23 protein-coding genes and 2 rRNA genes (1 of these 25 cut by a window edge) are annotated in these 25,156 nt (G+C 59.4%); 7 read left to right on the top strand and 18 right to left on the bottom strand.

From position 1 onward, the window contains the following. Positions 1-76: 76 nt before the first annotated feature. From MRY17_RS19330 to MRY17_RS19340, 3 genes are all read right to left on the bottom strand, one after another. Complete coding sequence (locus tag MRY17_RS19330) at positions 77-673, bottom strand: nucleotidyltransferase family protein (protein WP_124359476.1); 597 nt, start codon at positions 671-673, stop codon at positions 77-79. Next, on the bottom strand, positions 670-1,656 hold the full coding sequence (locus tag MRY17_RS19335) for an XdhC family protein (protein ID WP_243352710.1): 987 nt from the start codon (positions 1,654-1,656) through the stop codon (positions 670-672). Before MRY17_RS19335 ends, MRY17_RS19330 begins: the two co-directional genes overlap by 4 nt. Positions 1,657-1,796: 140 nt before the next feature. Beyond that, complete coding sequence (locus MRY17_RS19340) at positions 1,797-3,128, bottom strand: dicarboxylate/amino acid:cation symporter (RefSeq protein WP_065884792.1); 1,332 nt, start codon at positions 3,126-3,128, stop codon at positions 1,797-1,799. A gap of 338 nt (positions 3,129-3,466) precedes the next feature. Between MRY17_RS19340 and MRY17_RS19345 the strand changes: the two genes are divergently transcribed. Next, positions 3,467-4,465: an AraC family transcriptional regulator gene (locus MRY17_RS19345; RefSeq protein WP_181283061.1), complete on the top strand. Its 999-nt coding sequence runs from the start codon at positions 3,467-3,469 to the stop codon at positions 4,463-4,465. A gap of 18 nt (positions 4,466-4,483) precedes the next feature. Here the strand turns inward: MRY17_RS19345 and MRY17_RS19350 are convergent, their stop codons facing one another. Genes MRY17_RS19350 through MRY17_RS19360 form a run of 3 tightly spaced genes read right to left on the bottom strand, consistent with a single transcriptional unit; the run spans position 4,484 to position 6,828 of the window. Continuing rightward, entirely contained in the window at positions 4,484-5,830 is a 1,347-nt protein-coding gene (locus MRY17_RS19350; RefSeq protein WP_181283060.1) for an ATP-binding protein, read from the bottom strand. Then, positions 5,827-6,504, bottom strand: coding sequence for a response regulator (locus MRY17_RS19355; RefSeq protein WP_010208358.1), 678 nt, complete (start codon positions 6,502-6,504; stop codon positions 5,827-5,829). Before MRY17_RS19355 ends, MRY17_RS19350 begins: the two co-directional genes overlap by 4 nt. A gap of 18 nt (positions 6,505-6,522) precedes the next feature. Next, on the bottom strand, positions 6,523-6,828 hold the full coding sequence (locus tag MRY17_RS19360; RefSeq protein ID WP_191952253.1) for a hypothetical protein: 306 nt from the start codon (positions 6,826-6,828) through the stop codon (positions 6,523-6,525). A 166-nt stretch (positions 6,829-6,994) separates the two neighbouring features. Here MRY17_RS19360 and MRY17_RS19365 point away from each other — a divergent pair, with 166 nt between their 5' ends. Further along, positions 6,995-7,711 (top strand): 4'-phosphopantetheinyl transferase family protein, encoded by a 717-nt coding sequence (locus tag MRY17_RS19365; protein ID WP_243352711.1) that lies wholly within the window; start codon positions 6,995-6,997, stop codon positions 7,709-7,711. Between the two features lie 81 nt (positions 7,712-7,792). Here the strand turns inward: MRY17_RS19365 and MRY17_RS19370 are convergent, their stop codons facing one another. Beyond that, on the bottom strand, positions 7,793-9,403 hold the full coding sequence (locus MRY17_RS19370) for an ATP-binding protein (RefSeq protein ID WP_243352712.1): 1,611 nt from the start codon (positions 9,401-9,403) through the stop codon (positions 7,793-7,795). Then, the gene (locus tag MRY17_RS19375; protein ID WP_181283056.1) at positions 9,400-10,125 is read right to left on the bottom strand and encodes a response regulator; all 726 of its coding nucleotides are present in this window, start codon (positions 10,123-10,125) and stop codon (positions 9,400-9,402) included. Before MRY17_RS19375 ends, MRY17_RS19370 begins: the two co-directional genes overlap by 4 nt. A 575-nt stretch (positions 10,126-10,700) precedes the next feature. On the opposite strand from MRY17_RS19375, the gene MRY17_RS19380 reads away from it, so the two are divergent. Then, positions 10,701-13,592, top strand: a complete 2,892-nt coding sequence (locus tag MRY17_RS19380) for a ribonucleoside-diphosphate reductase subunit alpha (protein ID WP_191952256.1) — start codon at positions 10,701-10,703, stop codon at positions 13,590-13,592. Positions 13,593-13,683: 91 nt separating this feature from the next. Here MRY17_RS19380 and MRY17_RS19385 read toward each other — a convergent pair whose 3' ends face one another. The 7 genes from MRY17_RS19385 to MRY17_RS19415 all read right to left on the bottom strand — a co-directional run bounded on the left by MRY17_RS19385 (position 13,684) and on the right by MRY17_RS19415 (position 19,960). After that, positions 13,684-14,736 (bottom strand): hypothetical protein, encoded by a 1,053-nt coding sequence (locus MRY17_RS19385; protein WP_243352713.1) that lies wholly within the window; start codon positions 14,734-14,736, stop codon positions 13,684-13,686. A 175-nt stretch (positions 14,737-14,911) separates the two neighbouring features. After that, on the bottom strand, positions 14,912-16,222 hold the full coding sequence (gene flgE / locus MRY17_RS19390; protein WP_181283054.1) for a flagellar hook protein FlgE: 1,311 nt from the start codon (positions 16,220-16,222) through the stop codon (positions 14,912-14,914). A gap of 31 nt (positions 16,223-16,253) precedes the next feature. Next, a complete protein-coding gene (flgD, locus tag MRY17_RS19395) occupies positions 16,254-16,973 on the bottom strand; it encodes a flagellar hook assembly protein FlgD (RefSeq protein ID WP_104504433.1) in 720 nt (239 codons plus the stop codon). A 16-nt stretch (positions 16,974-16,989) separates the two neighbouring features. Further along, complete coding sequence (gene flgC / locus MRY17_RS19400; protein WP_024076985.1) at positions 16,990-17,433, bottom strand: flagellar basal body rod protein FlgC; 444 nt, start codon at positions 17,431-17,433, stop codon at positions 16,990-16,992. A gap of 3 nt (positions 17,434-17,436) precedes the next feature. Next, positions 17,437-17,844: a flagellar basal body rod protein FlgB gene (flgB, locus tag MRY17_RS19405; RefSeq protein ID WP_104504434.1), complete on the bottom strand. Its 408-nt coding sequence runs from the start codon at positions 17,842-17,844 to the stop codon at positions 17,437-17,439. A gap of 311 nt (positions 17,845-18,155) precedes the next feature. Continuing rightward, on the bottom strand, positions 18,156-18,983 hold the full coding sequence (gene cheR / locus MRY17_RS19410; protein ID WP_124359486.1) for a protein-glutamate O-methyltransferase CheR: 828 nt from the start codon (positions 18,981-18,983) through the stop codon (positions 18,156-18,158). Between the two features lie 44 nt (positions 18,984-19,027). Continuing rightward, complete coding sequence (locus MRY17_RS19415; protein WP_181283053.1) at positions 19,028-19,960, bottom strand: chemotaxis protein CheV; 933 nt, start codon at positions 19,958-19,960, stop codon at positions 19,028-19,030. A 75-nt stretch (positions 19,961-20,035) separates the two neighbouring features. On the opposite strand from MRY17_RS19415, the gene flgA reads away from it, so the two are divergent. From flgA to MRY17_RS19435, 4 genes are all read left to right on the top strand, one after another. Next, a complete protein-coding gene (gene flgA / locus MRY17_RS19420) occupies positions 20,036-20,800 on the top strand; it encodes a flagellar basal body P-ring formation chaperone FlgA (protein ID WP_243352714.1) in 765 nt (254 codons plus the stop codon). 141 nt (positions 20,801-20,941) lie between these two features. Continuing rightward, positions 20,942-21,262: a flagellar biosynthesis anti-sigma factor FlgM gene (flgM, locus tag MRY17_RS19425; RefSeq protein WP_181283051.1), complete on the top strand. Its 321-nt coding sequence runs from the start codon at positions 20,942-20,944 to the stop codon at positions 21,260-21,262. A gap of 48 nt (positions 21,263-21,310) precedes the next feature. Continuing rightward, entirely contained in the window at positions 21,311-21,781 is a 471-nt protein-coding gene (locus tag MRY17_RS19430; RefSeq protein ID WP_181283050.1) for a flagella synthesis protein FlgN, read from the top strand. A 96-nt stretch (positions 21,782-21,877) separates the two neighbouring features. Continuing rightward, positions 21,878-22,627: a flagellar brake protein gene (locus MRY17_RS19435; protein ID WP_057726462.1), complete on the top strand. Its 750-nt coding sequence runs from the start codon at positions 21,878-21,880 to the stop codon at positions 22,625-22,627. 57 nt (positions 22,628-22,684) lie between these two features. Here the strand turns inward: MRY17_RS19435 and MRY17_RS19440 are convergent, their stop codons facing one another. The 3 genes from MRY17_RS19440 to MRY17_RS19450 form a co-directional block, all read right to left on the bottom strand. After that, positions 22,685-24,058, bottom strand: coding sequence for an MFS transporter (locus MRY17_RS19440; protein ID WP_243352715.1), 1,374 nt, complete (start codon positions 24,056-24,058; stop codon positions 22,685-22,687). 391 nt (positions 24,059-24,449) lie between these two features. Continuing rightward, positions 24,450-24,565, bottom strand: a 5S ribosomal RNA gene (gene rrf / locus MRY17_RS19445). A gap of 151 nt (positions 24,566-24,716) precedes the next feature. Continuing rightward, positions 24,717-25,156: ribosomal RNA gene (locus tag MRY17_RS19450) — 23S ribosomal RNA — on the bottom strand; it runs 2,452 nt beyond the window's last position.

The following is a 25,156-nucleotide window of genomic DNA, read 5'->3' on the forward strand; positions in this document are numbered from 1 at the left end:
GAGGCCCTCATTTAAGTGCGAGCCCCTGCATTGCAACCATCAGACCGCATGCAATTGAGTATCGGAAGACGCCACCTCAACTCGTAGGCACACGTACCTGCTCCCATTGCAGACCAGTCGGCACATCAACATCCCACAACACACCGGGGTCTATCACATTCACCGGCGTAACCTGAAAAGCAGCGAATAAAGGCCTGGCTCCGCCATCCCCGGACAATTCCATCAGTGCTTGAGCACACCCCCTTCCGAAGGCCACAGGATGCCCATACTTTTCCGTATGGACGGGCACCCGGATGGTATCGACGGTCAGTCCAGCGACCACGCTTTCAATCGTGGAGGTCAGAATGAATGGCATATCTCCCAGCACTATCAACCAACCCTCGGCGTCGCTACTGGCCGCAACGGCTCGCGCGATGCTGTCAGCCATGCCTGTGGAGCTCAGTGTCAGCACCTGGCAACCGCGTGTTTGTCCGAGACGTATGATTTCAGCCTGGTCATACGCGGTTACCACCAAGCGCCTGCCCACACTGGGGGGCAAGTTGACGAGCACGTGGTCGAGCACCGAGCGCGTCACCCCGTCACGGCCCACGCAAGAGGCCAACAGTTTGTCCTGTCCCGTCACGGCACGAAAACGACTGCTGCGCCCCGCTGCCAGGATAATTGCGGCGATCAACCGGCCACCACCGCATCCGATCTTTTATGTGCCTGCTGCACGCCGTTCTTGATCGCGACGATTTGCGCCATCAGCGACAGGGCAATTTCCGCCGGCGTATGGCTGCCGATGTGCAAGCCGATGGGCCCATGCAAACGCGCAATCGCTTCTGCCGACAGCCCCAGCGTCGCCAGGTTTTCCCGTCGTTTCTGAGTGTTGACCCGCGAACCGAGGGCGCCGATGTAGAATGCGCTGGAATTCAACGCCGTGAGCAAGGCCATGTCATCCAGGCGTGGGTCGTGGGTCAGACAGACGATAGCCGTGCGTTCATCGGTCTGGATATTGAGCACCGCCTCATCGGGCATGCCCGGCACGAAACGGCCGTGGTGTTCCTCCCAGCCATACACAAACTCTTCACGCGGATCGCAGATCAGCACTTCGAAGTCGAGCAAGCGCGCCATTTCCGCGACGTAGCGTGACAGCTGCCCGGCGCCGATCAACAGCAGTCGCCAGCGTGGCCCATAGATGGCGCGCAGACACTGCTCGTCAAAGGTCACCCCATCGGTCTTGCTCGCGGCGCTGAGGGTCACGTTGCCAGTGGCCAGGTCCAGCTCCCGCGCCACGATTTGATGATCCTCGCAGCGTGCGAGCAATTGCTCGACCCACGCCCAGTCGTCCACCCGCTCTTCGGTCAGGCGCAGGGTGCCGCCGCAGGGTAGGCCGAAGCGCGCCGCCTCATCGCGGGTGACGCCGTAGGTCACCAACTGCACCGGCGGGCCGTCATCTGGCAAACGGCCATCCTGCAAGCGCGCGATCAAGTCATCCTCGATGCAGCCGCCGGACACCGAGCCGATCACCACCCCGTCGCCACGCAAGGCCAACATCGCCCCCGGCGGGCGCGGGGCGCTGCCCCAGGTCTGCACCACGCTGTACAACACCACACGCTGCCCGGCACGGCGCCATTCCAGCACGCTGCGCAGGACATTCAGATCCACACTGTCCACAAAACCTCCCGCAAGCGTTTCAACCGATTCATTTACTGTAAAACAAAAGCCACTGTCGTGACGCGCCAGAAACGCAAACGCCCCGAACCAGTCGGGGCGTTTGTGTGTGGCTGTCGGCGTTAGTTCACGCCATCTGCAGCTTACTTGACCACAGGTGCAGGGCCTTCGGCCACGCCCAGGTCGTCGATTTCGCGGGTTTCGGAGATACCGGTACCGCCGGATGCCAGCTCGCTTTGCAGCTTGTCGGTGTCCAGTTCCTTGACCCACTTGGCCACAACGATGGTGGCAACGGCGTTACCCACCAGGTTGGTCAGCGCGCGGGCTTCGGACATGAAGCGGTCGATACCCAGGATCAGCGCCAAGCCGGCAACCGGCAGGTGGCCGACAGCCGACAGGGTGGCAGCCAGCACGATGAAGCCCGAGCCGGTCACACCTGCAGCGCCCTTGGAGGACAGCAGCAGCACCAGCAGCAGGGTAATCTGGTGGGTGATGTCCATGTGGGTGTCGGTCGCCTGGGCGATGAACACGGCGGCCATGGTCAGGTAGATCGACGTACCGTCCAGGTTGAACGAGTAGCCGGTCGGGATCACCAGGCCAACCACGGATTTTTTCGCGCCCAGGCGCTCCATCTTGATCAGCATGCGCGGCAGTGCGGATTCGGAAGACGAAGTCCCCAGCACGATCAGCAGCTCTTCGCGGATATAGCGAATCAGCTTCAATACGCTGAAGCCGTGGGCGCGGCAGATGGCGCCCAGCACCACCACCACGAACAGCACGCAGGTGATGTAGAAGCAGATCATCAACTGACCCAGCTGCACCAGGGAACCTACACCGTAGGCACCGATGGTGAATGCCATGGCGCCCAGCGCACCGATGGGCGCCAGCTTCATGATCATGTTGATGATGTTGAACATCACGTGGGCGAAACGATCGATGAAGTCCAGCACCGGCTTGCCGTAGGCACCCAGGCGGTGCAGGGCGAAACCGAAGATCACCGAGAACATCAGCACTTGCAGGATGTCGCCGTTGGCGAAGGCGCCGACGATGGTGTTCGGAATGACGTTGAGGATAAAGCCGACGATGCTCTGGTCTTTACCGGCAGTCACGTAGGCCGCGACTTTGGACGCATCCAGGGTTGCCACGTCGATGTGCATGCCGGCGCCCGGCTGCACGACGTTGACCACGATCAGGCCGATCAGCAAGGCAATGGTGGAAACGACTTCGAAATACAGCAACGCGTAGCCGCCGGTTTTGCCCACCGATTTCATGCTCTGCATGCCAGCGATGCCGCTGACCACGGTGCAGAAAATGATCGGGGCGATGACCATTTTGATCAGCTTGATAAAGCCGTCACCCAGTGGCTTGAGGGCCACGCCGGTCTGCGGGTAGAAGTGACCGAGCAAAATACCGATAACGATTGCGACGATCACCTGGAAATACAGGGATTTGTAGATTGGCTGACGAGTCGTCATTGCAAAGTTCCTCAATCGCACCGTGTGGCAAATATCCGCCATTGCCCACGACACTTGAATTGCGAACCCTCCTGCACTGGAGGGATTTGTTGTTGGCGAGGCCTGTAGGAACAATCCTGCGCTACGATCCCTATCGCAAACCGCGTGCCACTTTGCTTGAAACCGGCCAAAGCCTTTGGACATCAGGGGCAGGGGCTTGCCGAGACCGGTCAGGCGCAAAACAAGGTGGCGGATTTCCGCCGACTCGCCACGCCTCGTCCTACAATTTGGCGGATATCCGCCTTGTGACCCCACCGGGTGATGGCTACCATCGGCCACTCCATGGACGAGGCCCTGTCATGCGTGAACGCACCATCGCCAGTCACTTCGCCCGCGCTGCCCTAGGCGGGGCGCGTCGGGCCGGCTACGACTACTCGGGCCTGTTGCAGCAGGTGGGGATCACGCCCGAGCTGCTGAACGAACCCCGTGCGCGTATCGCCCCGGAGCAATTTACCCGATTGCTGCAAATGCTCTGGCTGGCGCTGGATGACGAATACCTGGGGTTCGCCCAGGCGCCGAGCAGGCGCGGCACGTTCGCCATGATGTGTCACGCGCTGATTCATTGCCGCACACTGGGTAAGGCACTGGAACGCGGCCTGTTATTTTATGGCCTGTTCCCCGACGGCCCGCGCTGGCAGCTCACACGCGAAGGCGATAGCGTTCGCTTGAGCCTGGACGACTCGCCGCTCTGGGACCCTGACCACTTTCTCAGTGAATGCCTGCTGGTGATCTGGCACCGTCTGGGCAGTTGGTTGATCGGCCAGCGTATTCGGCTGCATCAGGTCACCTTCCGTTATCCGATGCCGGCCCACGCCGGTGAATACGACCTGCTGTTTCCATGCCCCCAGGTATTTGCGGCACCGAGCAGCAGCCTGGTGTTTCCCAGCCGTTACCTGAACCTGCCGCTGCTGCAGGATGAACGCACCCTCAAGCACTTTTTACAGCGCTCCCCCGCCGACTTGTTGTCTCGACCGGATGAGGGCGACAGCTTGAGCAGCCAACTGCGCCGCTTGCTGAGCCGCGACCGCACGCCTTGGCCAGACCTGGAGGCGGTCGCCGAGCACTTGCATATCAGCCCTCAGACCCTGCGCCGGCATCTGCGTGAAGAGGGCAGCAGCTTTCAAGCGTTGAAGGATGAGTTACGACGCGATATCGCCATCTACCACTTGGGGCGAGCGGACTTGTCCTTGCAGGACATTGCAGAACAGTTGGGATTCTCGGAACCGTCAGCCTTTCATCGAGCGTTCAAGAAATGGACCGGGTTGACGCCGGGGGCGTATCGCGCGCAGGAGAGTTAAAGGGAGCTTGCCAGCCCCTCACAAGGCCGGAAAGTGAATCCTGAACGCCGCCCCACCCAGCGCCGAATCGCCCAGGGTCAACCGCGCGTGATAGCTCTCGATGATGTCCTTGACCACCGCCAACCCGATGCCCTGCCCCGGGTGCTGGCGATCAAGCCGTTCGCCGCGCTGCAGGATCCGTGCGCGCTGGTCCGGGGGCACTCCGGGACCATCGTCTTCGATGCACAGCTCACTGCCGTCCGGGTGTTCCACGAGGCTGATACGTACTTGCTTCACGCATAGGCGGTAGGCGTTTTCCAGCAGGTTGCCGAGCATCTCGAGCAGGGCGCCTTTCTCGATGGGCACGTCGCACGCCTCCGGCAGGTCGAGGGACACGGTGACGCGCTTGTCTCGGTAAACCTTGTCCAACGTGTCGCACAGGCTTTGCAGCACCGGTTCCAGGCGTACCTGGTGACGGACCAGGCCGCTTTTGCGCAGGCTGGCGCGCTGCAATTGGTAGCCGATCTGCTGGCTCATGCGCTCGATCTGCGATTGCAGCACCCAGGCCTGGCTGCGCTCTTCGGGGCGCTGGGCCATGTCTTCGCTCACCCCCTGCAACACTGCCAGCGGGGTTTTAAGGCTATGGGCGAGGTCATCCAGGGAATCGCGGTAGCGCGCCCGCTGCTCACGTTCGCTGTGCAGCAGACGGTTGAGGGAACCGGTGAGGCGCAGCAGTTCCCGGGGATGCTCTTCGCTGAGGCTTTCGCGGGTGCCGCCTTCGATCTGGTCCAGCTCCTGACTCAAGCGCCGCAGGGCCTGCAGGCCCCAGGTCAGGCCGAGCCAGAGCAACGTCAACAGCACCAGCAACGCCGCGCCGAACCCCAGGTAGAGATTTTCGCGCAGGCCTTCGAGGGTCAGTTGGTACTCGCGCACCGGTTGCAGGGCGACGATGCTGAACGCCGCGCTCTTGCCGCCCAGCAGCCGCACCTCGACGTCATAAACGAAGAACTCCTGGCCGTTGGCCTCACGAATGCGCGCAAATTCATTGCCGCGCCCATCGTAGCGCGGCTTGTAGTTGATGTTTTTTTCCTGGGTCGCCCGCGAGCGCCATACCAGGTGGCCTTCCCGGTCATAGATATAGCCGAGCAGGCGGCTGTCGGTCAGGTTGAAACGTTCATCGGGCAACTGCGCCGGCATGAGCAGCCGGTTATTTTCCACGCGGGCCGCCGAGATCAGGGTGGTGACATCCGACGCCAGGCGCTGCTCGATGGAATCCTGCAGCGCCAGGCTGAAAGCACCTTGCATGGCGGGCAACAACCCCAGCATGAACAGCACCGCCAGGGTGGCGGCGGCCAGCATCAGACGCACACGAAGCGAGCGAATCAACGGCAGCGCTCATTGAACAGGTAGCCCAGGCCGCGCACGGTGTCGATCGGCTTGAACCCGGCCGGGCCTTCCAGCTTGCGGCGCAGGCGCCCGACCAGCACTTCGATGACGTTCGGGTCGCGCTCGTCGTCATCGGGGTAGAGCTGCTCCATCAAGCGGTCCTTGGCCACCACCTGTTGATGATGACGCATCAGGTATTCGAGGATGCGGTACTCATAGGCGGTCAGCGCCAGCGGTTGTTCGTCCAGCGAGGCTTGCTTGCGATTGAGGTCCAGCAGCAGGGGCCCGGCGACGATGGTGGATTGGGTAAAACCGCTGGAGCGGCGCAGCAAGGCGTTCATCCGCGCCTCCAGTTCCTCGAACTGGAACGGTTTGACCACGTAGTCGTCGGCACCGGCAGCCAGGCCTTCAACCTTGTCTTGCCAGTTGCCGCGGGCGGTCAGGATCAGGATCGGGAAAGTCTTGGCCTGGGTGCGCAGTTGCCGGATCAGGTCCAGGCCGCCCATGCCGGGCAGGCCCAGGTCGATGATCGCCAGGTCATGGTTGAATTGGCCGGTCTGGTACAGGGCTTCCTCGGCATTGGCCACGGCTTCGACCACGTGGCCGCTGTCGGTCAGGCGGGTAAACAGGTGATGGCGCAACAGCGCCTCATCTTCCACCACCAGCAATTTCATAAGGCTCTCCAAGGCAATTCAACAGTCCGAGCGAGGGATATCATAGCGGCCCTGCAGGTCTTGCGGGCGCAGTTTAATGCCATTGTATTGACCAGACAGAGGCGCGTAACCGGTGCGGTAATCCGATTGAAGCACTGTGACCAGCGACTGGCCCCACGGCGCGGCCTGAACGCTCACCTCTTCGAAGCTGACGCGATGGATCAGGTTGCTGGCTTTTTTGCCTTTCTCTCGGCCAAAGGCGGAAAACGTGCTATCGCTGGCTTGCACACCGGCAGTGGCACTGAGCATGGTCAAGGCCAACAGCAGTTTCTTGATCGCAGTCATGGTGGTTACCTCGTAAGCGTTCAGGCTGTGGGGTCCACACTACGCAAGCGCCCCTGAACTCCCCCTGAACGAGCTCTGAACCCGACCTGAACCGCAACGGGGCCACACACCACGGACTATCACTACGGGCTATGCACTGACGCGCCAACTCGGCAAAATGTCGCGCATGACGCCTCTACCCGCCTGCTGTACCCCACTCGACGCCCATTGGCCGCTGCCTGCTCCCTTGCCGGGCACGGTGTTTCTGAGCACGCGATTCGACCCGGCCTTATTAAACCCCGCGGATTTCCAGCGCAGCGCCGTGCCGCCGCCGGCGAGCATCCAGCGCTCGGTGGCCAAGCGCCAGGCAGAATTCCTCGCCGGCCGCCTGTGCGCCCGCGAAGCGCTGCGGCGCCTCGATAACCTCGATTGCGTGCCGGCCATTGGCGAAGACCGCGCGCCGATGTGGCCGGGGCATATCAGTGGCTCTATCACCCACAGCACCGGCCACGCCGCGGCGATCGTCGGGCACAAGGCGCAGTGGCGCGGGCTGGGAATGGACCTGGAGCACCTGCTGACGCTGGAGCGGGCGGAACGCCTGGCGGGGGAGATTCTTACCGCCGATGAAGTGCACCGACTGGCCAGCCTGCCGCGCGAGCAGACCGCCCTGCTGGTGACGCTGACGTTTTCGGTCAAGGAGAGTCTTTTCAAGGCGCTCTACCCTATCGTACGCAAGCGTTTTTACTTTGAGCATGCCGAGGTGGTGGAATGGTCGCAGGCTGGGTATGTGCGGCTGCGGTTGCTGACGGACCTGTCCAGTGAGTGGTGTCATGGCAAGCAATTGGAGGGGCAGTTCAGGGTGGATGGGGAGCAGTTGTTGAGCCTGGTGGCGGTTGGCGCCTGATAGACCGCTATCGGGGGCAAGCCCCCTCCCACAGGGGAGTGCATTCCAAATGTGGGAGGGGGCTTGCCCCCGATGGCGGTGTCAGGGTTTTCCCTGTTCTCTGGGCCAACTCAGACTGAAGCACGCCCCGCCCAGGTTGTGGCTCTTGCTGATCAACGCCCGCCCGCCGTGCCAATAGATAATCCGTCGCACAATCGACAACCCCAGGCCGTGCCCGCCCGAGGCGCGGGTGCGGCTGTCGTCCAGGCGCAGGAACGGGGTGAACACACGTTCCCATGCGCTTTCCGGTATGCCGGGGCCATCGTCTTCCACGTCGATACGGCAACGCACCTGCCCGACCTGATAACTGATCAACACCTGGCCCTTGGCGTGGCGCATGGCGTTGCTGACCAGGTTCTGCAGCGCGCGATGCAGGTAGCGGGGTTCGGCATCGACCCAGGCGTCCGCCGGATGCGCCGGTGACGGGCAAATCCCCCGGGTGACGCTGACCTGCGGGCGCAGTGGCGACAATTCGCCGATCACCTGGTCGAGCAGCGCATCGAGGTCGATGCGCTGGAAACTCAATGCCGGCGCGCCCTGTTCCAGGCGCGCGTAAGTGAGCATTTCATCGACCAGGCCATCGAGGTCCTGGATATCGCCATCCATGCCCTCCAGGTATTTGCGCCGGGCCTCGGCGGTGGTGGCCTCGCCCAGCATCTCCAGGCCGAAGCGCAGGCGCGCGACCGGCGTGCGCAACTCGTGGGAGACTGCGCGCACCAGTTCACGCTGAATCGCCAGCAATTGCTGCAAGTGTTCGGCCATGCCGTTGAACGCCGCCGCCAACCGTCCCACCGAATCGACGCCTCGCGCCGGTACGCGGACCTCCAGATTGCCCTGGGCGATGCGCGTGGCCGCCGCCTCCAGGCCCTTGAGCCGGCGCTCGAGCTGGCGCACCAACAGGTAGACGATCAGGCCGATCAGGGTCAGGCCGATCAAGGCGATCAGGATCAGCCATTGCGCCGGGTATGGGTTCATTTGATACAGCGGGCCGATCTCCAGCACCCAGGGCGTGCCGACCATGCCGGCAAACACGCGAATCGAATCACCGCCCTTGCCCAGGGCCATCACCGTATCGCCTTCCGCCACGCGACGGCGCTGGTCATCGTCCATATCGGCCTGGTCGAGGGTCATCAGGTGCATCTCGAAACCGAAGCCCTTGGCTTGCTTGAGGTCAGCCAGACGTTGCGGCTGCTCGGCCACCGCAAACCGTACCAGTTCGTCGGCCAGCAGGTAGATAGTGGCGCGGGCCAATTGCTCGCTGATCTGCTGCACTTCGCCGGTGAGCACCAGTTGTTCCTGTTCGCTGACCAGACGCACCACCCGCGCCGCATGCGGGCCTGTCTGCTCAACCAGGACCTGACCGCGCTGCAGGCGCTTGCGCTGGCTCATGTCCAGTTGTGCGTCGGTGAAGGTGCGCAACTCGAGCGGAATGCCCAGCAATCGCTCCCACACGGCCAATGCACGCTGGCGCTCGATGGCGCTCATGGGCTGCAGATTGTCGCCCATCAGCGCGAACGTGCCGTGGGCCAGGCGCTCGCGGTATTGGCCGCTGCGCACATCGTTGAGCAAGTGCAGGGCCAGCACACCCAGCAGCGCGACCAGGATCAGCGCGGCGCACATACCGCCGTAGATACGCAGGAAGATCGAGTTCACAGCGGCATGTCGGCAGCGGCTTCGGGCACGAACAAGTAGCCTTTGCTGCGGATGGTCTTGATCAGGCGCGGGTGGATCGGATCGTCGCCGATCTTGGGACGAATACGTGAGATGCGCACATCAATCGAACGATCCTGGCCGTCGTAGCCGACGCCGCGCAGGGCGATGAAAATTTCTTCGCGCGAGAGAATGCGCCCGGCATTGGCCACCAGCAGCCATAGCAGGTCGAACTCGGCGCTGGTCAGTTCGATGCCATTTTGGTGCAGCCAGGCCTCGCGCAAAGCGCTGTCCACCACCAGCGGGCCGAATTGCAGGCGGCGCTGGTGTTCCACCACCACCGCTGACGCCGGTTCGCTGCGCCGCAGCAGGGCCTGGATACGCGCCAGCAACAGGCGCGGGCGCACGGGTTTGCACACGTAGTCATCGGCGCCCATGTCCAGGCCGAGTACCTGGTCCATGTCATCGGTACGCGCCGTCAGTATCAGAATCACGCCGTCATAGCGCTGGCGTACCTTGCGGCAGATGCTCAGGCCGTCTTCGCCCGGCAGCATCAGGTCGAGGATCACCAGGTCCGGTTGTTCGGCGATAACGCGCGCCGCCGCCACGGCACCGTCGTTCTCTACCGATACCCGCAGGCCATTGCTTTCCAGGTATTCGCGGGTCAGTTCGGCCAAGCGTTCGTCATCCTCGACGATCAATATCTGCCAGGGTTCGTGCCCCATGGGATGTCCTCATTGTTATAGGAAATTCTTCTGGCCGAGACGGTCCAGGCACAGCCTGTTTGTCATGTATTGAGGGCATAACGAGGGTCGATTGTAGCCATGGGCCAACCCATAAGCACAAGCCGGGAAATCCATTCGGTCATGCCGTTTTTTTGTGGTAGGGTTCGCGCCCTTCGAAAACCGCCAACTTGTTTTGCGCTCGAAACATTTAATGACAAACGGCGCAATCCAGCAGTAATGCGGCCTACACGCCCATTCAACGTTTCTTACACATTTTACTCACAGTGTTATCCACAGGTTAGTGCGTTGCTAACACCCGTAAAACGCATTATCTTGTACCTCGGCACTTCACCAGACCCTACATGTAGGGTTTTTGAGAAAGACGCCCAACCACATAAGCGGCTCGAAATTCAAGCGTTTTATTGCTGGCGAAGCGTGGAACCAAACGATTTTCAGTAGACCAAACCGCTCACGCGGATGGCAGCTGTTTTTCATCCATGACATGGAAAACGGTACGGGTGTTGCAGGAAAGCCTGGCACTCGCAATCAAATATAGAACGTGGAGACAACCCCCCATGCAAACCGACACAACTCGCGAGAACCCGCAGGGCTCCGTGCCGCAGGCCGCTGATTCGAACCTGGATCTGTCCGCCACTGCACCTGGCCAATTGCGCGTGATCAAGCGTAACGGCACTGTCGTTCCTTATACCGATGACAAAATCACCGTCGCCATCACCAAAGCGTTTCTTGCAGTTGAAGGCGGCACCGCTGCCGCTTCGTCGCGCATCCACGACACCGTTGCCCGCTTGACCGAACAGGTCACCGCGACCTTCAAGCGTCGCATGCCTTCAGGCGGCACTATCCACATCGAAGAAATCCAGGACCAGGTCGAACTGGCCCTGATGCGTGCCGGCGAGCAGAAAGTTGCCCGTGACTACGTGATCTACCGCGATTCGCGCGCCAAGGAACGTGCCGTACACGCGCCATCCGCCGACGCCGTGCAAGCGCACCCTTCGATCCGCATCACCCTGGCCGATGGCAGCTTTGCGCCGCTGGACCTGGGCCGCCTGAACACCATCATCACCGAGGCCTGCGAAGGCCTGGAAGAAGTCGACGGTGACCTGATCCAGCGCGAAACCCTGAAGAACCTGTACGACGGCGTGGCCCTGACCGATGTCAACACCGCCCTGGTAATGACCGCCCGTACGCTGGTTGAACGCGAGCCGAACTACTCGTTCGTCACCGCGCGCCTGCTGATGGACACCCTGCGTGCCGAAGGCCTGGGCTTCCTGGGCGTGGCCGACAGCGCCACCCACCACGAGATGGCCGACCTGTACGCCAAGGCCCTGCCTGCCTACATCGCCAAGGGTATCGAATTCGAATTGCTCAACCCGATCCTGGCCACCTTCGACCTGGAAAAACTCGGCAAGGCGATCAACCACGAGCGTGACCAGCAGTTCACTTACCTGGGCCTGCAAACCCTGTACGACCGTTACTTCATCCACAAGGACGGGATCCGCTTCGAACTGCCGCAAGTGTTCTTCATGCGCGTGGCCATGGGCCTGGCGATCGAAGAGAAGCACAAGGAAGACCGTGCGATCGAGTTCTACAACCTGTTGTCGTCCTTCGACTACATGTCGTCGACCCCGACCCTGTTCAACGCCGGCACCCTGCGTCCACAACTGTCCAGCTGCTACCTGACCACCGTGCCGGATGACCTGTCGGGCATCTACCACGCGATCCACGACAACGCCATGTTGTCCAAATTCGCCGGTGGCCTGGGCAACGACTGGACCCCGGTGCGTGCACTGGGTTCGTACATCAAGGGCACCAATGGTAAATCCCAGGGCGTTGTGCCGTTCCTGAAAGTGGTGAACGACACCGCCGTTGCCGTGAACCAGGGTGGCAAGCGCAAAGGCGCTGTGTGTGCCTACCTGGAAACCTGGCACATGGACATCGAAGAGTTCATCGAGCTGCGCAAGAACACCGGTGATGATCGTCGTCGTACCCACGACATGAACACCGCCAACTGGATCCCTGACCTGTTCATGAAGCGTGTCTTCGATGACGGCCAGTGGACCCTGTTCTCGCCGTCCGAAGTCCCGGACCTGCACGACCTGACCGGCAAGGCCTTCGAGGAGCGCTACGAGTACTACGAAGCGCTGGCTCAGTACCCAGGCAAGATTAAGCTGTTCAAGACCATCCAGGCCAAAGACCTGTGGCGCAAGATGCTGTCGATGCTGTTCGAAACCGGCCACCCATGGCTGACCTTCAAGGACCCGTGCAACCTGCGCAGCCCGCAGCAGCACGTGGGCGTGGTGCACAGCTCGAACCTGTGCACCGAGATCACCTTGAACACCAACAAGGACGAGATCGCCGTTTGCAACCTCGGCTCGATCAACCTGCCGAACCACATCGTCAACGGCAAGCTGGACACCGCCAAGCTGGAACGCACCGTCAACACCGCCGTACGCATGCTCGATAACGTGATCGACATCAACTACTACTCGGTGCCGCAGGCGCAGAACTCCAACTTCAAGCACCGTCCGGTCGGCCTGGGCATCATGGGCTTCCAGGACGCCTTGTACCTGCAGCACATTCCTTACGGTTCCGATGCCGCCGTCGAGTTCGCCGACAAGTCCATGGAAGCGGTCAGCTACTACGCGATCCAGGCTTCCTGCGATCTGGCCGACGAGCGCGGTGCCTACGAGACGTTCCAGGGTTCGCTGTGGTCCAAGGGCATCCTGCCGCTGGACTCGCAACAGATCCTGATCGAACAGCGTGGCCAGAAGTACATCGACGTTGACCTCAACGAATCCCTGGACTGGGCGCCGGTACGTGCCCGTGTGCAGAAAGGTATTCGTAACTCCAACATCATGGCCATCGCACCGACCGCGACCATCGCCAACATCACCGGCGTGTCGCAGTCGATCGAACCGACCTACCAGAACCTGTATGTGAAATCGAACCTGTCGGGCGAGTTCACCGTGATCAACCCGTACCTGGTCCGCGACCTGAAAGCCCGCGGCCTGTGGGACTCGGTGATGATCAACGACCTCAAGTACTACGACGGTTCGGTGCAGCAGATCGAGCGCATCCCGCAGGAACTCAAAGAGCTCTATGCGACCGCGTTCGAAGTGGACACCAAGTGGATCGTTGACGCCGCCAGCCGTCGTCAGAAGTGGATCGACCAGGCACAGTCCCTGAACCTCTACATTGCCGGCGCTTCGGGCAAGAAGCTCGACGTGACCTACCGCATGGCGTGGTACCGTGGCCTGAAAACCACTTATTACCTGCGTGCCCTGGCCGCGACCAGCACCGAGAAGTCGACCATCAACACCGGCAAGCTGAACGCTGTATCCAGCGGCAACCACGGTGATGATTCGGTACTCGCCGCTCCGGCCGGTCCGGCGCCAGTGCCGAAGGCTTGTGCGATTGACGAGCCCGATTGTGAGGCTTGCCAATAGGCCGCAGAGCTTGCTAGCGCCTAAAGGCAAATGAAAAACCCCGGTAACTCCAGGCTTTAAATGGATTTACCGGGGTTTTTCTTTTGACTGCTTATATAAATACACTGACTATGCCAGGCTCCGGAACCCCGCCGCGCCCTCCCCCTAGCTCGACCCGATTACCGATAACTGCCATGGAATGGTTTTTATATTCCACAGTGCCTATTTTTCCATTGGCGAAATCAGCATGAGTGCCTTGCCGATATAGCCCACGCAGCCCTAAACGATCCAGACCTTCACGAGCCACCTCTCCATCATTGAGAGTGCGCATTGCTTCATAAAAGCTGAGGTTGGTCTTGCCGTCATTCCCTTCCTTCTGCGCCCGCTTGGCACTTGCGGCATACATGAAGTTCGCATCAGTCATCATCGAGGCATCATCGCCTCTGAAATTAGCGAAACGGGCGGCCTGCTTCAGTTCGTCTTTGGATACATGGACCTGCACACCATCTCGCATCACCACATCCCAACCATTACCCGCCTCCGCTACACTTTTAAACACATCGGTAGGTTTTTGGCCGAACTGCTGCATTGCAGCCTTTATTGCTGAAACGGTGACACAATTTCCGGTGAAGCCTTGGCTGAAGCCACTCCAGATATTTTTGGGTGCAACGCCAGGATTGCTGTTATCTACTTTATAGTCAAAATGGCTAGCGCCGCTGGTGATCGGCAAGTTACTCATCGATTCAGCAGGGCCAAAATCCGCTCGATTCACGCCACCACCACCACCACCACCACCACCACCACCACCACCACCTGGCGGCGTAGGAGAAGGAGCGGGAGAGGGGCCATCTTCATCCGCAAACAATTCTGGAAAGAGCGCCTTCAACCAAGCCCACCAGGCTTCACTGACATCGCTCTTGAGCTGCTCAAGAATCTCCTTGAACTTCTCATCCCCCAACTTCTTACGCAGCGCATTCAACTTGTCGCGCGTATCCTGAATCGTCTGCGTCTTGCCCGACTGCTGTGCCTCAAACAGCTGGTTGAGCAAGGTTTTAACCGCTGTCTTGTCGGCATCAGGCGCTAACGGCTTCGACTGATCCGGAACCATGCCTGGTATCGGCCCTACTCGATTGCTATCGACCGAGAAAACACCCGTACCCCACATATCCCCGCCTCCTTTGATTGCTGAACCTCTCGGCTATGAACCGATCAGTGGCAAGGCGGGCATGCCGCGTTCCGTGCGGCGCATGTCTGCGCGTAACCCTATATGTCGCCAGCGCTTTTCCTACGGGCACAAAAAAGCCCCTCTTACGAGGGGCTTTCTGTGGAGTGCCAGCGCATCACGTCATCTGAATGATCGTCTGCATGATGGTGCTCTGGGTGGAGATGGTCTTGGCGTTCGCCTGGTAGTTGCTCTGGGCCTTGATCAGGTCCACCAACTCATTGGTCAGGTTGACGTTGGAGTTCTCCAGAGAGTTGGCCACGATCGAGCCCAGGGTACCGGCTTGCGGGGTGTCGTAACCCGGTTGGCCCGAAGCGAAGGTCTCTTTCCAGGTGGTGCTGCCGGCAGGTTGCAGGCCTTGTTCGTTGTTGAAGCTGGCCAGCGAGATCTGGCCGATGGCCTTGCTCTGCTGGTTGCTGAAGGTGGCGAACATCACGCCGCTGCCGTCGATCTTCAGGCCGGTGATCTGGCCGGTGGCATAGCCGTCGGTGACCGGCGGGTTACGGTAGGTGGCCGAGTTGTACTGGGTAATGTTGGCCATGTTGACGGTAACCCCACCCGGGTTGGCATCCGCACCGTTGGCCTTCCACACACCATTGGTCACTGTGCCCGGAACCCAGCCGGCAACGGTGAGGGTCTTATCGGATACACCACTGGTCACCACACTGGTGAGCTTGCCCGCGCCATCGAAGGTCAGGGTCGACGGCACCGGTGCCGTCGATGGGGTGCCCGTCGGAGCCGAACCATCAGGGTTGCGGCCGTCGATCAGGGTGTAGGCATTCCACTTGTTGCCGTCGGTTTTCACCAGGTACTGGACCATCGGGTGCGCATTGCCCTGGGAATCGTACAAGGTGGTGCTGTATTGCGTGGTGAAGGTATCGGTCTTGGTGGGATCGAACGGCTTGGCGGTTTGATCAATCACTGGCTCCGAAGAGTTCAGGTTACTGGTGGAGTCCACTTTGGTGGAGGCCTTCGGCGGCAGGTTCGTCAGGTTCAGTTGCAGATCGGTCAGACCGCCTTTGATGATTTTTCCGTCATCATCCGCCGCGTAGCCTTGCAGGCGCGAGGTACCGGTGTTGTTGGTGATGTAGCCGTCCTTGTCGGCACGGAAGGCACCGCTGCGGGTGTACTCCAGCGAACCGTCGCTGCCCTTCTGCACGAAGAAGCCGCCGCCCTGGATCGCCATGTCCAGAATGCCGCCGCTGCCATTCACGTCGCCCTGGGTGAATTGCTGCGACACCGCCGCCAGGTTCACGCCATTGCCGATGCTGTTCTGCCCGGTGCCCAGTTTGGACGCCGCGTAGATGTCCGCGAATTCCGCACGGGACGATTTGAAGCCCGTGGTCGCCACGTTGGCGATGTTGTTGCCGGTCACGTCCAGTTGTTTGTTGGCCGCATAGAGGCCGCTAAGGCCGATATTAAAAGACATGTTTCTCTCCCTCTGCCGTCGTTAGCCGGCTCTATGTACCGATAGTCTGAATTTGCGACAGCTTGACGCTGCCCATGCCGCCTGCAAGGTTGAGCAGCATTTCGCCGCCGGTCTTGCTCAGCGTCACGCTGGTCACTGTTGCCGGCAGCGAAGTGGCCAGGGCCACCGCGTCGCCCTTGTCGTTCTTGGTGGAGGCCGCGAAGGTGTAAGTACCTGCTGGAGCGACCTCACCGTTGTCGTTCTTGCCATCCCAGATAAAGTCCGACGAACCCGCACTCTGGGCGCCCATATCGAGGGTGCGCACCACATTGCCGTCCTTGTCGGTGATCTTGACCGAGACGTTGCCCGTCGCCGCCGTCACCGCCACCGAGCCGGTCATGCTCTTGCTGGTATCGACCAGTGCCTTGTCGGTCTGGGTGATGATCGAACGTCCCACCAGCGACGAAGCCTGCAGCGCCTGCGAAGAGCTGAAGTTGCTGGAGATGTTGTTTACCGAGTCGTTCAGGGTGTTGATGCCTTCCAGGCTGCTGAACTGCGCCAACTGGGCCACGAACGCACCGTTATCCTGTGGCGACAACGGGTTCTGATTTTTCAGCTGGGTGACCAGCAGTTGCAGGAATGCATCCTTGCCCAACGCCTGGTTGCCGGTGGCGGCCTTGGAAACATTCGCTACATTGTTTGACGCGTCCTTGACCTTGGAATTGAACAGGTCCTGAACTGCCGAGTTGTTCGAGGTATCAACGATGGCCATTATTTGGCGCCCCTTATCACTGACCCAGGGTCAGGACCTTCTGCATCATGGTTTTGGCGGTGTTCATCATTTCCGCGTTGGTCTGGAACGAACGGCTGGCGGAGATCATGTCGGCCATTTCCTCGACCACGTTGACGTTGGGGTAGTAGACATAACCCTTTTCGTTCGCGGCCGGATGGTTAGGCTCGTAACGCGCTTCGAGGTTGCTCTGGTCTTCGACCACACCGAGCACCTGCACGCCTTGCCCTGCGGCATCCTGGTTCTGGAACAGCGAATCACTGCCGCCGCTCTGGCCGCCCTGGAACATGGTGGCAAACACTGGATGACGGGCACGGTAAGTCTGGTCAATGCTCGAAGACACGGTCTCGGCGTTGGCGATGTTACTGGCGACGGTGTTCAAGCGCGTGGTCTGCGCGCTCATGCCACTGCCGGCAATATTGAAAACACTGGACAGGGACATGGCTTATTCTCCACGCAGGGCTGACATCAGCCCTTTGAATTTGCTGTTGAGCAGGGTAAAGCTGGCCTGGAAGTTCACCGAGTTTTCGGCGTAGTTCGATTGTTCCAGTTGAGCATCAACGGTGTTCTGGTCGATCGACGGTTGCATCGGCGTGCGGTACAACAGCGACTCATCACCACTGCTCAGGCCTTGCGCTTCGATATGACGGTTGTTCGTCATGTTCAAGGCGAAGGTGCCGTTTTTGGTTTTGTCCTGCTGTGCGGCGAGCACGGCGGAGAAATCCAGGTCCCGAGCCTTGTAGTTCGGGGTGTCGGCGTTGGCAATGTTGTTAGCCAGGACTTCGGCACGCTGGGCGCGGAAGCCCAGGGCTTGTTCGTGGATACCGAGCGCTTTATCGAAGCTGATGCTCATGGCGGAAACCTTTAGGCTGACCTGCTATTCGTTAGCAGGGTTATAGCAAGGTGCATGCCAATGTGCTCAAGCCCCATATATCAAGGGCTTACGGGGGAATTGCCGGTGGCAATGCCAGAAAAGCGGCAAGTGCTTTCCGCGTGGCGCCAGTAAAGCGGCAATGGAAGGATTGCCGCTCCCGTTGAAATTGCCGCGAAACAAATGTGGGAGGGGGCTTGCCCCCGATGGCGGTGGGTCAGTCAACTATTCATGACATGACACACCGCTATCGGGAGGAAGCCCCCTCCCACATTTTTACCGCGCAAACTTTGTTATTTGGCCTGGTAGATGATTCCAGGGCTGCACTGCACCATCTGGTAGTGATCCGGCAAGCCGTTCAAGGCTTCGGAAGCGCCGAGGAACAGATACCCTCCGCGCTTGAGCGTGCCATGAATGCGCAAGAGGATGTCCTTCTTCACTTCGGCCGAGAAGTAGATCAGCACGTTGCGGCAGAACACCATGTCGAACTTGCCCAGGCTGGCGTAGCTGTCGAGCAAATTGAACGAGCGGAACTCGACGCGGTTCTTGATCGGTGCCTTGATCGCCCAGCGCCCTGCCCCTTTCGGGTCAAAGTAGCGCTGCAGGCGTTCCTGGGACAATCCTCGGCCCAGCGCCAGGCTGTCGTACTCACCGGTCTTGCAATTGGTGAGCATGCTGCCGGACAGGTCCGTCGCCACAATTTGCGCACCGGCTTTCAACTGGCCCATGTTGGTCCGTTCGAATTCGTCGATGGACATGGAGATCGAGTACGGTTCCTGCCCCGAGGAGCATGCCGCCGACCAGATACGCAGGCGCTGGCCCGGGCTGGCCTTGATGGCTTCCGGCAGCACTTTGTTCTTGAGCACCTCAAAGGGGTAGGTATCGCGAAACCACAGGGTTTCGTTGGTGGTCATGGCATCGACCACCATCTCCTTGAGTCCGCTGCGCGGCTGCCCCTGGATCCGCTGGACCAACTCACCGAGGGACTTGATGCCCTGCTGCTCCATGAGCTTGTTGAGACGGCTGGATACCAGGTACTGCTTGTTTTCACCGAGCAATATGCCACAGGCTTTTTCCAGGAAGACCCGGAACTGTTCGAAATCCAAATTACCCGTAGACACTGATACCGCCTCTTAAATCGTGTGACCGCCAGGGGAAATGCCCCTTAGCTGTGATCTGCTGCCTTGATCCGGTCGACTACCCGGGATGCGAGGTCATCAGGCCGGAACTTGGCCAGGAAGTCATCCGCACCGACCTTCTTGACCATGGCCTGGTTGAATACCCCCGACAACGAAGTATGCAGGATGATGTGCAATTTTTGCATGCGTGGATCGCTGCGTATTTCAGCCGTGAGGGTGTATCCGTCCATTTCCGGCATTTCAATATCGGAAATCATCATCAGGAATTCTTCTTCCGGCTTCTTGCCCTCGTCCACCAACTTGCGCAAATAATCCAGGGCTTGGCGGCCGTCATTGAGGGCGACCACCTCAACGCCGACGGTTTGCAGGCAACGCGTGACCTGCTTGCGCGCAACCGAGGAGTCGTCCACGGTCAACACGCGCAGGGACACCGCCTTGTGCGCCGTCTCGGCATCGACTACCCCAACGGAAATAGTTTCCGAAGTGGGCGCGACCTCGGCGAGGATTTTCTCCACGTCGATGATTTCCACCAGCTGGTTATCCACCCGCGTCACAGCCGTCAGGTAGTGATCGCGGCCGGTGCCCTTGGGCGGCGGATGGATCTCTTCCCAGTTCATGTTGACGATACGTTCCACCGAGCGCACCAGGAACCCTTGGGTCTTGGTGTTGTACTCGGTAATGATCACGAACGGGCTCTCGCGGTCTTGCAAACCCGCGGAGCCGGTGGCCATTGCCAAGTCAAGAATGGGGATGGTCGCGCCACGTATATTGGCTACGCCACACACCACCGGACTGGACTTGGGCATGATCGTCAGCTTGGGACACTGCAGCACTTCACGCACTTTAAATACGTTGATCCCGTACAGCTGTTTGCCGTCCAGGCGAAAAAGCAACAACTCCAGGCGATTCTGCCCTACCAGCTGTGTGCGCTGGTTTACTGAATCCATTACACCTGCCATGCCCAGACTCCTAAATCCCAGAGGTACGATGCGTACCCAACACTAAACGGCACGAGCTTTGCTATTTGGTTGGCTATGGATATTAAAACGACAGTTTCCCGACGCGCTTGCCGCCCAAAGTATCGCAGATTGCTCTGCGCCGCAGTGGCGCTGCTTGTCTGGAGCGCGAGCGTCACCACTCGCGCCGACAACGTCACCCTGCCTGATCTACTTATCGGCGTCACCCAAGGCTTTCTTGAATACACTGTAGAAGATTATCTGGAGACCACCCAGACACCGGGGCGCTATGAAATCCAGGTCAACCAGTTGGACCCGCGCCTGCGTATGCCGATGTGTGACAAGGAATTGACAGCCACCCTGGAAAGCCCGGCCCAGCCCATCGGCCGTGTGACCGTTAAAGTACGTTGTGAAGGCGCCTCGCCCTGGACTGTTTTTGTGCCGGCTCAAGTCAAATTGTTTCGCGACGTTGTCGTGGTGGCGCGACCGTTGAAGCGCACGGGCATCATTGGCGATGACGATGTCGCACTGCGTGAACGGGATATCAGCCTGATCAATCAGGGTTACCTGACCTCCCTGGACCAGGCGATCGGGCAGCGGCTCACCCGACCAGTGGTCACCGATCAGGTGATTACCCTGGTTCATCTGGAGCAGGCTGAAGTCATTCGCAAAGGTGACCAGGTAGTGATATCCGCCAGCAGCGGCGGGTTGAACGTAAGAATGCCGGGGGAAGCGCTGTCCAACGGCGGCATGAGCGAACAGATCCGCGTCAAGAACCTCAACTCCAACCGTGTGATAAAGGCGCGGGTGACAGCTCCAGGTCAAGTCGAGGTGGCGTTATAGATTACTGGTACGGGACGCCAGGTTTTCCTACACTGTGCATGGAATGTCCCGTGCGGAGATTTATTGTCATTCGCGCCTAAAGTTTGTCCGGGTATTGCCGAAAACATGGCAAGCGTCCAAATACCCAGAGGTTTTTTGATCATGGTCATCGATTTCAGCCGTTTAAATAACACCCCGACGACGTCAGGCACTACGCGTACCGCCGGCAAGGAAAACGTAGAAGCCAAGTCCCAGCCCCTGCCGACCAAGACAGAACAGGCGGGTGCCAGTCAAAGTGGGGAGTCGGTACACCTGAGCAATGAGGCTCAACAGTTGCAGAAAGTCACTGACTCGCTGCGCGATCAGCCGATTGTGAACAAAGCCCGCGTGGCCGAGTTGAAACAGGCCATCGCCGATGGCACTTATACAGTCGACAGCAACCGCGTAGCCAGCAAGCTGCTTAACTTCGAAGCCGAGCGCTAGGCAAAGGCCTGCGCTGGGCTTCTGGACGCTTAAAACCCAAGGCCAGCCATGCACCACGACGAACATTTGCTTCAACTGATCATTGATGATCTGGCGCCGACGCAACAATTGCTCGAGCTGCTTAAAGAAGAGTCCCTGGCCTTGTATGGTCGGGACATGCCTTTGCTCGAAGAAATACTCGCGCGCAAACAGTCACTGATTGTGCTGCTCGAACAGCATGGCAAGAAGCGCAGCGAGATTCTCATCAGCCTGGGCCTGCCCGCCGATCACGACGGCCTGGCACAGCTGGCAAGTCATTCCTCGGTCGGCGATCAGTTGCTGACGCAAAGCAAAGCACTCAATGAGCTGCTCACCCTGTGCCAGGAAGCCAACCTGCTCAACGGCCAGTCTATCCAGCTTCAGCAAGCCACCACGGCCAACCAGTTACGTATTCTTCACGGCGGTGAGCCCCCAGCTCTGTATAACGCCCAAGGTTCCACTTCACGCCTGGTCAAGCCAAGTACCCGCAGCCAAGCCTGACACCGCTTTACAGCGCGGCCTATCCAAGGTGCGCCACATACTGGCAAAATGCCGGTTCTTGCGTGTAGTCGTATTTTGCCTGGAGATGGAACAACTGTGTTCAACACCCTCAATGCGGAAGATGCGCCGCAGCCGCCAAAGGTTCTTACCACGCCTCTGGAAATCGCCAGCACTCTGCGAATGCTTCAAGACAGCCATGATCCGTTGATCATCACGTTCCATGAGCGCAGCCAACGCTTCCAAAGCTATCTTGTAGATATCGACAAAGACAGCAAGACGCTGGTACTGGACGAGATGATTCCGCGTGACGGTGAGCGTCACCTCGAAAATGGCGAACCGTTCCGCATCGAAGGTTTCCATGATGGCGTTAGGGTTGCCTGGGACAGTAATGGCACGCTGAGCATCAGCGAGAAGGACGGTCACCGTATCTACAGGGGCAGCATGCCCAGCGAGGTGGTCTATCATCAGCGTCGTGATGCATTCCGCGCGGCCCTGAAGTTGGCGCAGTTGGTCAATATTGAACTGGGTGGCGAAAAGCTCAAGGCTCCGATCAACGGCAAGTTGCTCGACATTTCGGCCACTGGGTGCAAATTGCGCTTTGAAGGCGACATTACCGAACGCCTGCAACTGGGCCAGGTCTATGACCGCTTCATCGCCGCGCTGCCATTCGGCAGCATGACTACCTCTGTCGAGTTGCGTTACCTGCATTTCGAAGACAGGATCAACACCACCTTTGCCGGCGTGCGCTTTCATAACATGAGCGGTTTAGTGCAGCGCCAGGTAGAACGCTTTGTGTATCAGCTGCAACGTGAAGCTCGACGCTTTGACAAAGACGACGACTTCTAAGCCTTGAACACTCAGTATAAAACGGGCAGACCCTCATAGGATCTGCCCGTTTTTCGTTCAGGGGCGCGCTCGGCTCAAGTCATGGGGATGTTCTTCCGGGTCGGTTGACTCAGGCGAAATCTCGGCAGCCGGCTCGTCGATGGCAGGTTCGGGTTCCGGGTCAGGAACAGTGGTCTGCATCTGCTCCTGTACCACCTGTTCATCCACCCGGGGATCAAGCGCGGCCACCAGCGGTGAACTGGACATGCTGTCAGGCATTGCAACGTGATGCAGCGGCGCATCGTCTACCTGATGCAAATTGGTCACCGCCTTGGGCCGTATACGCCATACCAGGATCAACGCACACAAGCTGAAAAACGCGTACAGCATCTGGCTGCCGAACAGCTTCATCACCACACCCGCCAGAAGCGGGCCGATGCTGGCACCCACTCCGTAAGTCACCAGCAACATGGCCGTGAGCGATACCCGACGATCACCTTCTACGTGGTCGTTGGAAAAAGCCACGGCCAACGGGTAAAGACAAAACTGCACTAGTGAACAAAAAAAGCCCGCCACGAACAGCACTTCCAAAGGTACCTGAGTCATGATCGCCAAGGGCAACGCCGCCACCGCCAGGCACAAGGCGAAGCAGCGGATCAGCAGAGCGCGGTCATAGCGGTCCGACAACCAGCCCAGTGGCCACTGTACGAGCAGTCCAGCGAAAATACAGGATCCCATGAACAAGCCGACTTGCTCGGTCGTCAGCCCCTGCTGGGACGCATAGAGCGGCGCCAGGCCATAGAACGAGCCGACGATCAGGCCGGCACCCAACACCGTGCTGAGGGACTGTGGTACACGCTTGATAAAGAAACGCGGTTCCATCGGTGCCGGATGCAGCGGCGCCGGGTGAATACGTCGAGTCATGGCCACCGGCACCAGGCACAGGGCAAAGCACAGCGCCACCAGCATCAGCAGTTCAAGCCCCAGATGGGGATGCATCACCAGTATCAGTTGGCCCAGCACCAAGCCGAGGTAGGAAGCGATCATATAGCCGCTGAACACTACACCACGCTGTTTGGCATCTGCCTGCTCATTGAGCCAGCTTTCAATGACCATGTACTGGCACATCATCCCCAGGCCCACGATGATCCGAAGCACGATCCAGGCAGGCAGCCAATCGATCAAGCCATGGCCCAGCACAGCCGCGCCGACGATTCCGGCGCAGGTAGCGTAGGCGCGTATATGCCCGACACGAGCAATCAAACGGTGGCCGATCTTGCCACCCAGCACCAGGCCAAAGTAGTTGGCTGCCATCAGCGCACCCACCCACAGGCTGTCGACATGGTCCGCCGCCAAGCGCAAGGCCAAATAAGTACTGAGCAGGCCAGAGCCGATCAGCATCATCAAAGAGGCGAAATAAAGGGCTCGAAAAGATTTCCAGATCTGGCGCATCGGCGTTCCGAGCGGCTCCTTGCAGTGAGGGGACTGGGCTATCGGCATGATAGTCCGCAGTGGGCGGTTCCGGACAGGCGGCATGAACCATTTCCGGGGATTATTTTGCTTAACAGCTCAGACGCTGCCCGCATGTGCGCGAGGTACATGAAATGGGATAAATATACGGCGCTCCACCTGTGAACCTGGATCACACGCAAGGTTCGACCGGTGTTTGGATATCTGCCAGAAAAGCCCTGGATAGAGCGATGTTTGAAACTTTGAGCATGTTCGAAACGCCTGCTTTAGGGTGGCGATCTTCGGGATTGAGCTCGCGGTTGCAGAGGACATGCTTTTCGAGCGCCCAAAACAAAACCCCATCTGCTTTCGCAAATGGGGTTTCGGAATTTAATCTTGACGATGACCTACTCTCACATGGGGAAACCCCACACTACCATCGGCGATGCATCGTTTCACTGCTGAGTTCGGGATGGGATCAGGTGGTTCCAATGCTCTATGGTCGTCAAGAAATTCGGGTACTGAGTCGTGACCTGTTGGCCTCGCTTCAGCAAATTGGGTATGTGACAGTTTTCGGTGTTTTGTGAGCGTCGAACTTTCGGTTCATCTCGTCTTCACACACCGCAATCTGGCCTTTCGACTCAAATTGCTTGGGTGTTATATGGTCAAGCCTCACGGGCAATTAGTATTGGTTAGCTCAACGCCTCACAGCGCTTACACACCCAACCTATCAACGTCGTAGTCTTCGACGGCCCTTCAGGGAACTCAAGGTTCCAGTGAGATCTCATCTTGAGGCTAGTTTCCCGCTTAGATGCTTTCAGCGGTTATCTATTCCGAACATAGCTACCCGGCAATGCCACTGGCGTGACAACCGGAACACCAGAGGTTCGTCCACTCCGGTCCTCTCGTACTAGGAGCAGCCCCTCTCAAATCTCAAACGTCCACGGCAGATAGGGACCGAACTGTCTCACGACGTTCTAAACCCAGCTCGCGTACCACTTTAAATGGCGAACAGCCATACCCTTGGGACCGGCTTCAGCCCCAGGATGTGATGAGCCGACATCGAGGTGCCAAACACCGCCGTCGATATGAACTCTTGGG

The sequence above is a fragment of the Pseudomonas orientalis genome (genome assembly GCF_022807995.1).
Classification (GTDB): Bacteria; Pseudomonadota; Gammaproteobacteria; order Pseudomonadales; family Pseudomonadaceae; genus Aquipseudomonas; species Aquipseudomonas orientalis_B.

What these genes read in the sequence shown, in the direction of transcription:
- flgD (WP_104504433.1), bottom strand. Translation starts at nt 16,973, where the DNA reads ATGGCCATCGTTGATACCTCGAACAACTCGGCAGTTCAGGACCTGTTC.
- MRY17_RS19430 (WP_181283050.1), top strand. Translation starts at nt 21,311, where the DNA reads ATGCACCACGACGAACATTTGCTTCAACTGATCATTGATGATCTGGCG.
- MRY17_RS19440 (WP_243352715.1), bottom strand. Translation starts at nt 24,058, where the DNA reads ATGCGCCAGATCTGGAAATCTTTTCGAGCCCTTTATTTCGCCTCTTTG.
- MRY17_RS19360 (WP_191952253.1), bottom strand. Translation starts at nt 6,828, where the DNA reads ATGACTGCGATCAAGAAACTGCTGTTGGCCTTGACCATGCTCAGTGCC.
- flgE (WP_181283054.1), bottom strand. Translation starts at nt 16,222, where the DNA reads ATGTCTTTTAATATCGGCCTTAGCGGCCTCTATGCGGCCAACAAACAA.
- MRY17_RS19415 (WP_181283053.1), bottom strand. Translation starts at nt 19,960, where the DNA reads ATGGCAGGTGTAATGGATTCAGTAAACCAGCGCACACAGCTGGTAGGG.
- MRY17_RS19385 (WP_243352713.1), bottom strand. Translation starts at nt 14,736, where the DNA reads ATGTGGGGTACGGGTGTTTTCTCGGTCGATAGCAATCGAGTAGGGCCG.
- MRY17_RS19365 (WP_243352711.1), top strand. Translation starts at nt 6,995, where the DNA reads ATGACGCCTCTACCCGCCTGCTGTACCCCACTCGACGCCCATTGGCCG.
- MRY17_RS19355 (WP_010208358.1), bottom strand. Translation starts at nt 6,504, where the DNA reads ATGAAATTGCTGGTGGTGGAAGATGAGGCGCTGTTGCGCCATCACCTG.
- MRY17_RS19340 (WP_065884792.1), bottom strand. Translation starts at nt 3,128, where the DNA reads ATGACGACTCGTCAGCCAATCTACAAATCCCTGTATTTCCAGGTGATC.
- flgB (WP_104504434.1), bottom strand. Translation starts at nt 17,844, where the DNA reads ATGAGCATCAGCTTCGATAAAGCGCTCGGTATCCACGAACAAGCCCTG.
- flgA (WP_243352714.1), top strand. Translation starts at nt 20,036, where the DNA reads ATGGATATTAAAACGACAGTTTCCCGACGCGCTTGCCGCCCAAAGTAT.
- flgC (WP_024076985.1), bottom strand. Translation starts at nt 17,433, where the DNA reads ATGTCCCTGTCCAGTGTTTTCAATATTGCCGGCAGTGGCATGAGCGCG.
- MRY17_RS19345 (WP_181283061.1), top strand. Translation starts at nt 3,467, where the DNA reads ATGCGTGAACGCACCATCGCCAGTCACTTCGCCCGCGCTGCCCTAGGC.
- MRY17_RS19375 (WP_181283056.1), bottom strand. Translation starts at nt 10,125, where the DNA reads ATGGGGCACGAACCCTGGCAGATATTGATCGTCGAGGATGACGAACGC.
- MRY17_RS19380 (WP_191952256.1), top strand. Translation starts at nt 10,701, where the DNA reads ATGCAAACCGACACAACTCGCGAGAACCCGCAGGGCTCCGTGCCGCAG.
- flgM (WP_181283051.1), top strand. Translation starts at nt 20,942, where the DNA reads ATGGTCATCGATTTCAGCCGTTTAAATAACACCCCGACGACGTCAGGC.